We start from the raw sequence: 1,424 nt of genomic DNA on the forward strand, positions 1-1,424 counted from the left end.
TGTGCTTGCCTAAAATAGGTTGCCCTTCAATGGCAACATTTTATGGCAAAATTAAATTTGAAAACTGGTAAAAGTACAAATTACAAGATTCGTCAAAGTCGTACTTTCAGTGAGTCGTTCAAACGAGAGAAAGTCGAAGACATTCTCAACAAAAGGATTAGTATTAGCGAATTTTGTAAATTGTGGAGTATAAGTAGTACTAGCATTTATCGCTGGATTTACCAATATTCTCCCAATCACAAAAAAGGAACCAAAATGGTTGTTCAACAAGAATCTGAAGCAGCTAAAACTCTGGAGTTACTTAAGCGAGTAGCTGAATTAGAGCGCATTCTCGGGCAAAAACAGATGGAGATAGATTATCAATCTAAACTCATTGAAATAGCCTCGAAGCAATTAGACATCGACCTAAAAAAAAGTTTCAAGCCAACACATTAGAGTACTTTCGTCGAAATATTACTCAACATTCTTACCAGATGAAGCATCTGTATGCACTTTGTGGTATTTCTAAACAAGGACATTATCAAATGCTCCACAGAATCGAAGAATGGAAGGTAAAAGAGAGTCTTTATGTGGGCTTGATTCTCCAAATTAGGGAGATTCACCCTGCTATGGGACTTAGAACCATGTATGACTATTATCAACCAGAAGGAATCGGAAGAGATGCCTTTATCAGTATTGGAATCTATTATGGCTTTAGGGTAAAAGCCTATAGAAACCTCTGTAGGACTACATTTTCAAGTCCTCACAGTCGTTATAAAAACCTTTTGGTTGACAAAGTACTCAACAATATTAATCAGCTTTGGACGAGTGACTTAACCTATTTTAAAGTCCATGATAAGTTCTACTATATCGTCTTAATTCTGGATGTGTATTCTCGCTTTATCGTTGGATACTCCGTTTCAGACAATATGAGAGCAGAAAATAATATCATCGCTTTAAAAATGGCTTTAAAGACCCGAAAACAAAAAAAGTTTCAGGACGAACTCATCCATCATTCTGACAGAGGTAGCCAGTACATCAGTGAAACATATGTTAAACTCTTGAAAGAAGCTGAAATTGATATTAGTATGTGTAATGAGGTTTATGAAAATGTGCGGGGACGCCCAGTCATATTGAAAGAGTGAATGGAACGATTAAAAATCAGTATCTCATTTATCGAAATATTACAAATTATGATGAATTGAGAACTGAGCTTGAAAGGACAATTTACTCTTATAACCATGAAAGACCACATTCAGCCCTGATGGGACTAACACCTTTTGCGTTTGAACAGTACATCAAAGAACTAGACAATGAAAACAAACCTAATTTACCGATTTGGACTTGTGATTATTCAAAAAATATCAACCCAAATCAAACTATATTACAATTTTAAGTACTTTAACTTTCACAAAACTCAGGGCAACCTATTTTAGGCAAGCACA

At 35.3% G+C, this 1,424-nt stretch carries 3 protein-coding genes; all 3 read left to right on the forward strand.

Annotated features, from left to right (window positions below; translation table 11 throughout):
- The first annotated feature begins 42 nt into the window (after nt 1-42).
- Genes AC07XN_RS24390 through AC07XN_RS24400 form a run of 3 tightly spaced genes read left to right on the forward strand, consistent with a single transcriptional unit; the run spans nt 43 to nt 1,375 of the window.
- Nucleotides 43-435, forward strand: coding sequence for a transposase (locus AC07XN_RS24390; protein WP_494744935.1), 393 nt, complete (start codon nt 43-45; stop codon nt 433-435).
- A gap of 38 nt (nt 436-473) precedes the next feature.
- The gene (locus tag AC07XN_RS24395; protein ID WP_494744936.1) at nt 474-1,124 is read left to right on the forward strand and encodes a transposase; all 651 of its coding nucleotides are present in this window, start codon (nt 474-476) and stop codon (nt 1,122-1,124) included.
- Nucleotides 1,121-1,375 (forward strand): integrase core domain-containing protein, encoded by a 255-nt coding sequence (locus AC07XN_RS24400; RefSeq protein ID WP_494744937.1) that lies wholly within the window; start codon nt 1,121-1,123, stop codon nt 1,373-1,375. Before AC07XN_RS24395 ends, AC07XN_RS24400 begins: the two co-directional genes overlap by 4 nt.
- Nucleotides 1,376-1,424: the final 49 nt, after the last annotated feature.

This window comes from Arcicella sp. GW458-12-2-14-TSB2 (assembly GCF_059423785.1).